3 protein-coding genes are annotated in these 6,492 nt (G+C 58.1%); all 3 read right to left on the minus strand.

From position 1 onward, the window contains the following. Positions 1–88 precede the first annotated feature (88 nt). Positions 89–1,258, minus strand: a complete 1,170-nt coding sequence (locus QZ511_RS10305) for a lipase family protein (RefSeq protein ID WP_295802227.1) — start codon at positions 1,256–1,258, stop codon at positions 89–91. 2 nt (positions 1,259–1,260) lie between these two features. Next, complete coding sequence (locus QZ511_RS10310; RefSeq protein WP_295802228.1) at positions 1,261–1,755, minus strand: carboxypeptidase-like regulatory domain-containing protein; 495 nt, start codon at positions 1,753–1,755, stop codon at positions 1,261–1,263. Positions 1,756–2,062: 307 nt separating this feature from the next. Continuing rightward, positions 2,063–6,492: S8 family serine peptidase (locus QZ511_RS10315; protein ID WP_295802229.1), on the minus strand; the 4,430-nt coding region annotated here is incomplete at its 5' end.

A 6,492-nucleotide genomic window follows, 5' to 3' on the forward strand; every position in this document is an offset into this window, starting at 1 on the left:
CTGTTGTCGCGGATTGCGATGCCAACCAGCATTCTTGCAGATACGGGATTTGTTCTCCAGCGGATGGTAATCAAGCGGTGGGCGTAGTCTACAAGCCTCGCCCATCCGCCAGCGTGGCGCTCAGGGCCTGCCTGCTGATGTCGTTGACCCTGGCGGAAAGCCTGATCAGCAGGTTGCGCAGAAAATCGTGGGTGACGCTGGCGGCATCCGGAGCCCGGGTCATCCCCAGGAACTGCATGATTTTCTTCACCAGCAACAGCACCAGACTCACACTGCCGACGAGCAGTTTAATCCCGCGATCCAGCACCATGGCCAGCTGGTCCATCAGGGTAAAGTAGGTGGTCGCGGTAAAGTTGATCACCCGGCCGGCAAATTCCATGCATTTTTTCACCACATAGATAATCGCTTCGTTCAGCCATTCAATCGCCGACATGGTCTGCCCGATCACCGCCTTGGATTTCAGCCAGGCCTCAATGCCACTGTCAGTTTTCGCCGGCGGCCGCATTGCCTGGATGTCTTCCCAGCTCTTCCTTGCCACCGATTTCTGATACAGCGCCATGTCGTGATAGGTCTTCCAGGGAATCAGCCCCGGAGAGGGCAGGAAGAAATCCCGGTCGGTACTGGGCGTATGCACAAAGGGCCAGATCGGGATACAGGGCACAATATCCGTACGGTGATATGCGCGGAATATATTCTCGTCGTTGAGCAGCCGGGTACACTGTTCGGAAAATCCGATCAGGCCGACGCGGGGGCTGCCGAAAGAATAGAGTTTTGGCAGGTGGATGGTGGTTTTTCGCACCCACTCCGCGGCAATCGTTGCCAGCGCGCCACCGAGGCTGTGCCCGAGGCAGTGGACATGGGTTCCCGGCGGCAGCGATCGGACAAAGGGGCCGATTTGCGGCAACATGGAATGAAAGGCTTTATTGAAACCATCGTGCACGGGCTGGCCGCTGGCGGAGGGCGACAGGGTTAGGTTCAGGTTGGTCAGCCAGTCTGCCAGATACTGGGTACCGCGAAACAGTATGAATGCGTTGCCTTTCAGGTTTTTCTGACCCAGCAACAGAAACCCGAAAGCCGTCCGCACCTTGATAAATGCGGGGCCACCGGTTTTCCCCTTGAGCATATTCTCTTCGTAAAATGAAAGGTGGCCGCCATATTCGTGGTTCAGGTGGGTAATGGCATCTTCCAGAACCGGGAATTTTGTCAGCGCATAGACTTCGTCGGACAGGCTTGCCGCTTGTGTGGGTGTCAGTTTCATAATTAAAAAATGTCTTCCTTGACGTCCGGATCCACATCCCATTTACACTTGGTGATAAATGGCTGTCCATCCACTTTGATAATTTCGTCTTCCCGGGTCAACTCACAGGTAACCACCAGGGGCTTACCGCGGGATTCTGCGTTTTCTTCCCGTTTGCGCTTCACACCGGACCATATTTTGAACTCTTCCTCGTTGTGAGAAACGTTGATCAGTTGTCCGACCACAAACTCCTGCGGCAACAAATTGACCACGTGTCGCTCATAAACCGCGGGGAGTTCAAAGTACCCCTCACTATCGGTAACCGTCTCATCCTGCTTTTTTTTCTGGTAATCGGTAACTCTGATTACCCTGGCACCGGAAACCGGTTGACCATCATGCAGAATGACGCCGGAAATAGCAGAAAATGTACAAACCTTACCTGCATCAAAAATAGACATAGCAAACAAAGAACCCGAAACAATTGCCAGAACGGCGCACAATACAAATTTGCGCAGCATTATGTTGGTACTCGTGAGAGGAATTTATTCAGCGCGATTTTGAAACGCGAGAGTCGGAGCAAATACTAAATGTCCTGTTGACAAAGTCAAAAATATAAAATGGTGTCAGAGTCAATTTGAACTTGGGTATTTCTTGATTACTTACAGACCAGGGAAAAAGGCAAGATAGTGGTAGCCGTCGACCCGATAGAGGCCGAAGGCGAGGTATGTGCACGGGAATAAAATCGCAGAATAAAAAAGGGCCGACATTGTCGGCCCTTTTTCTATTGCGTGGAACGGAGACCGCTCAACGGCCTCCATCCTGCGCTTAGTGCAAGGTAACCTTGCGACGACGGATCAGGCCCGCCGCTGCCAGCAGCGCCAGCAGATAGTAGACGGAGCCACCTTTTTTCTTCGGTTTTTCCTCTACGACCGGATTCTCGGTAGCTGCTGCAGCCACGGTAACGGTCACGGTGGCAGTGCTTTCTTCCATGCCGTCAGAAACGGTCACTTCGAAGCTATACTCACCTGCCGCCAGCTGTGCCAGCGTTACCACCGCAGTGTCGCCCAGGGCAACGTCGCTGCCGCTGGTCTGTGCCCAGTTGAAGCTCAGGGTATCGCCTTCCGGGTCGGTGGACGGGGAGGCGTCCAGTACCACGTCAGTGCCCTCTTCAACGGTGATGGAGGCGTTGGCGACCGCGGCCACCGGCGCATCATTGATGCCCATAACGGTCAACATGAAGGTGGTGGACATAGCGTCGTTCGGGAAAGTCGCGTCTGCAACGGTTACCGTCACTTCGGTGGTGCCACTGAAGTTTTCCGCCGGGATCAGGTCGAAGGTGGACCCGGACTCATTGCCGTGAACGTCAGCGCTTACGTTTTCACCGGTTACAGTGATCACGTTCGCACCATTGTCTTCATCAGCGTAGAGCACGGTGATGCCTTCGAGCACCTCGTCCTCGTTCACCTGCTGGTCAGCAATTTCACCCAGGGTGATGTTGCTCGCCACGGTGATGTCTGCGGTTACCTGCAGGGTATCCAGGCCGTCAACCGCATTGGCAACATCGATGGTCTGTACTGTGCCGGTCGCTTTGGCATTCACCCGCGCCTGGAAACTCACCTCGAAGGACGAGGTTTCCGGACCGCGGTAATCGAAGCAGAACACCTGGTTGTCGTTCAGTACGGATGGCAGGTTGCCGTTACCGATCGCGGTAGACAGGTCACCGTATTCACCGATGCCACCGAAGGCGTCCGCCGGCGATTTCATACCGCGCACACCCGCTGAAGCATAATCACCAACGGTCATCATGCCGGTGAGCTGGGAACCCCAATTCAGGTTGTCGTACGCCAGGTACATCTCGTAAGCACCTTCGCTGTGGTCGTAGCCGCGGCTCAGGATAAACTCAACATCGTGGTGATCATCCTTCGGTGTCATGGGCGACGTGGACGGATCGATGGTACCGATACGGTCCCACTCGATAATCAGGTGGTTATCGGTATACGCCACGGAGGTACCGGAGTTGACTTCGTCGTCGGCGCTCGGGTTATAGAGCGCGCCGAATACACGACCCGGTAAGCCGTACCACATGCCACCCACTACCTGGAACGCTGTACCCAGGGTATAGCTGTAGTCACCAAACCAGGCGTTAGTGCCGTAACTACGCGATATCAGGCCATTCAGATCGATGGCGCCGTTCGGGTGGATGTAGATGGCATCGGTCGCCAGCGCTGGCGCTTCCGTGTTCATGTAGAAGCTGTAGCCTTCAAAGCCCGGCCACACCCAGCTGAACGGGAAGGGCGTTACACCGTCACCCCAGGTACTGCCGAAATAGGGATCCGGGTAAATACCCGCCTGCTTCAGGTCAATATAACCATCGCCAAGGCCCACGTCCGGAGTGCGACACATGCTGTCTTCCAGGGAGTTGGTGATGACATACTCCGGCTTCCAGTCAACCGAGCTGGGCTGGCTACCGGTCACCATGAAACCATTGTCGGTTTCCACCACACCTTCCTGGTACTGGCCGTAGCTAGTAACACTACCGTTGACCAGAGACAGACCTTCCGGCAGTACGCTCGCCAGCTCGAAGCTGCGGTCGTAGCCACCCAGGTTTGGCTGCACCTTGACGGTAACATCGATCACATCGCCCACGCGCGCGCGGGTCTGCGAAGTTTCGATATCCACATCGTTGGCACCACGGGTGATTTTGAACGGCACCATGCCCAGGTTGCCGGCGTTGATCGCGCTGCTGCCGAGGTCAAAGGCGCTGTAGAAGAACTCGCCCTTTTCCAGGCCCAGTTCCTGCCAGCCAATGCTCAGATCGAAGGCTTCACCGGCTTCTGCGCTGGAAGGAATCGACAGGGTCAGATCGCTGTCCTGCTCGCTGGTGACAACACCGGTTGCCACGCGGAAGCCATCTACCGGCGCTTCGCTCAGGCTGGCTGCCTTGACGGTGTGGTTTTGCCAGGCGATCCAGTAGTTGCCCGCTTGCGGGTAGTTCACATTACAGAAGTCCTTGGCATCGACACTGCTGAGCCTGGACATGCACACGGCTTCGGAGTCGAACTGCGGAATACCGTCACCGTTGAGGTCGATACCCACGTACAGGCCCAACTGACCGTATAGGCCGACTGCCGGAGGTTCATCACCACGCAGGTTTTCCACCACTTCGGCGACCAGGCGCACGGCGTTCTCCGGTACGGAAACCCAGCTCATGTGCACCGTTGGATCTTCGGGGTCGCTGGTCACTTGGAACAGGTTGGTACCGCCGCCGGTGGTACGCTGTGCAGCTTCGATGGTTTCGATGGTCGGTGCGGTTTTGGCAAATACGCGGCCAGTCAGCTGGGGTGCATCTTTCACCTGAATGCCGGACAGGGTGTATTTGTCCTGATCGCGGTGGGCAGTGATATTGATGTCGGTTGGCAGATCGCCTGCGGCCAGGTTCATTTCCACCGGCATACGCGCCACGGTTTCACCCGGGGTACCGGCGTTCTCGAACAGCACTTCACCAAAAACGCTCAGGCCGTAGGGTGCACCCTCGAAGCTCTGGGAGTCGACCCACTTGCCGGTGATCACCACAGTTTGCTTCTGGCCCGCCTGCAGGGTGAAGGTGGCCGGGCTCGCGCTCAGCTCCACGCTGGCCTCTTCGGCATTGGTGGAGATGTTCCAGGTGCCATCCACCGTGGCTTCCACGGTGCGCACCCAGCTACAGCTCAGGCGACAGTTCATGTCGATCATGTACGGGGTATTCAGCGCACCCACGTTGCCACCGTTGGCCGGGTTGGCGTCGAGGTACTGCGCTACCGGTACATCCATGATCAACTGGGCGTCGATCGCCGCGGCCACATCCATGCGCCCGGAGCCGGTGGCCCAGGTCATGGCTTTTCCGTTGCGCGCGGGATCCCATACCTCGGTTACCGCGGTCAGCTGCAGTGCCGACTGGATTTCCGCCGGGGTCCAGTCCGGGTGGGCCTCGGTCATCAGGGCCAGGGCCCCGGTGACGTGCGGCGCGGACATGGAAGTGCCCTGTAGGGTCGCGTAGTCGCCGGAAGCCGCTGCGCTGAACGGATGTTCATCCGCGTACGCGGCGTAAATGGACACGCCCGGCGCGGAGATGCTCGGGGACATCACTTCGCGGTTTTCCGGAATCACGGACGGGCCGCGGGAAGAGAAGTCCGCCATCTGATCGGCAGCTGCCGGATCGATGCGACGCTCAACCTTAGCCGGGCTCAGGGTGATCATATGACCGAGCTCGGAGTAGTGGTCCACCCAGTTCTTGAGACCGTAGGTCGGGTAGGTTCCGTACCACTGGCTGTAGGTGAAATGCACCGACGGCAGCTCGTAGGTTTCGGCAACGGTACCCTGATCGCGGTCCTGGTTGTACAGGATGAAGCCATCGGCGCCACCGGCCATGACGTTCGTCACCTTGGCGGTGCGCGCGTTGGCATTGGGGTCATCCGGGTGGTGGCGCTGACAGATGACAAAGACGTTTACATCGCCATTGGCAGCGGTGCCGCCGGTGGCCGGATCGGTGATCTCTGTGCCGTCCTTGTAGAAGTCAAAGGTGCCGGGGGCGTACGGCGTGGTGCAGTAGCCATTGTAATCCTTGACGCCTTCTGCATCTTCGTAGTCTTTGGCCCATACCACGACACCGGTGATTTCTTCACTGTTCAGCGAGCCGCCTGCGAGTCCGGTTTCGGACCAACCGGGTACTTCGCTGCCCCGCGCCGGGTCGATAAAACCGGCGTAGCTGACGGCAGTTTCCACCACCATTTCACGACCGTGGGTGGTCGCCGCCACACTGGTCAGCCAGGGAGACGCGTGGTTAACGGTCTGCAGGGTCGGACCCGCGTTACCGGCAGAAGCCGCAACGCTGATGCCCGCCTCGCGGGCCGCGAGGAACGCCAGCTCGGTGGAGGAGTTCCACGGATCGACGCCACCGCTGATGGAGTAGTTGATAACGTCTACGCCATCCTGGATCGCCTGTTCGATACCGGCCACCAGCGCGTCGCCGGGACAGCCCGCTTCCGGGTAACAGACCTGGTAGGAGATGATGTTGGCGTGCGGGGCGACACCGGAAATCATTTCGAAATCGAAGCCGGTATCGAGACCGTCGCTGACCTCAGCCAGTTGCGGCAGCGAATAGGGCGCGTTGTAGAGCACGTTACCGGCAACGGTACTGGCGGTATGGGAGCCGTGGCCGTTGTAGTCTTCACCGTTTGCCGGGCGAATCTGCGGGCCGGGGACGCAGCCGCGCCAGG

The organism is uncultured Microbulbifer sp. (genome assembly GCF_913055755.1).
Classification (GTDB): Bacteria; Pseudomonadota; Gammaproteobacteria; order Pseudomonadales; family Cellvibrionaceae; genus Microbulbifer.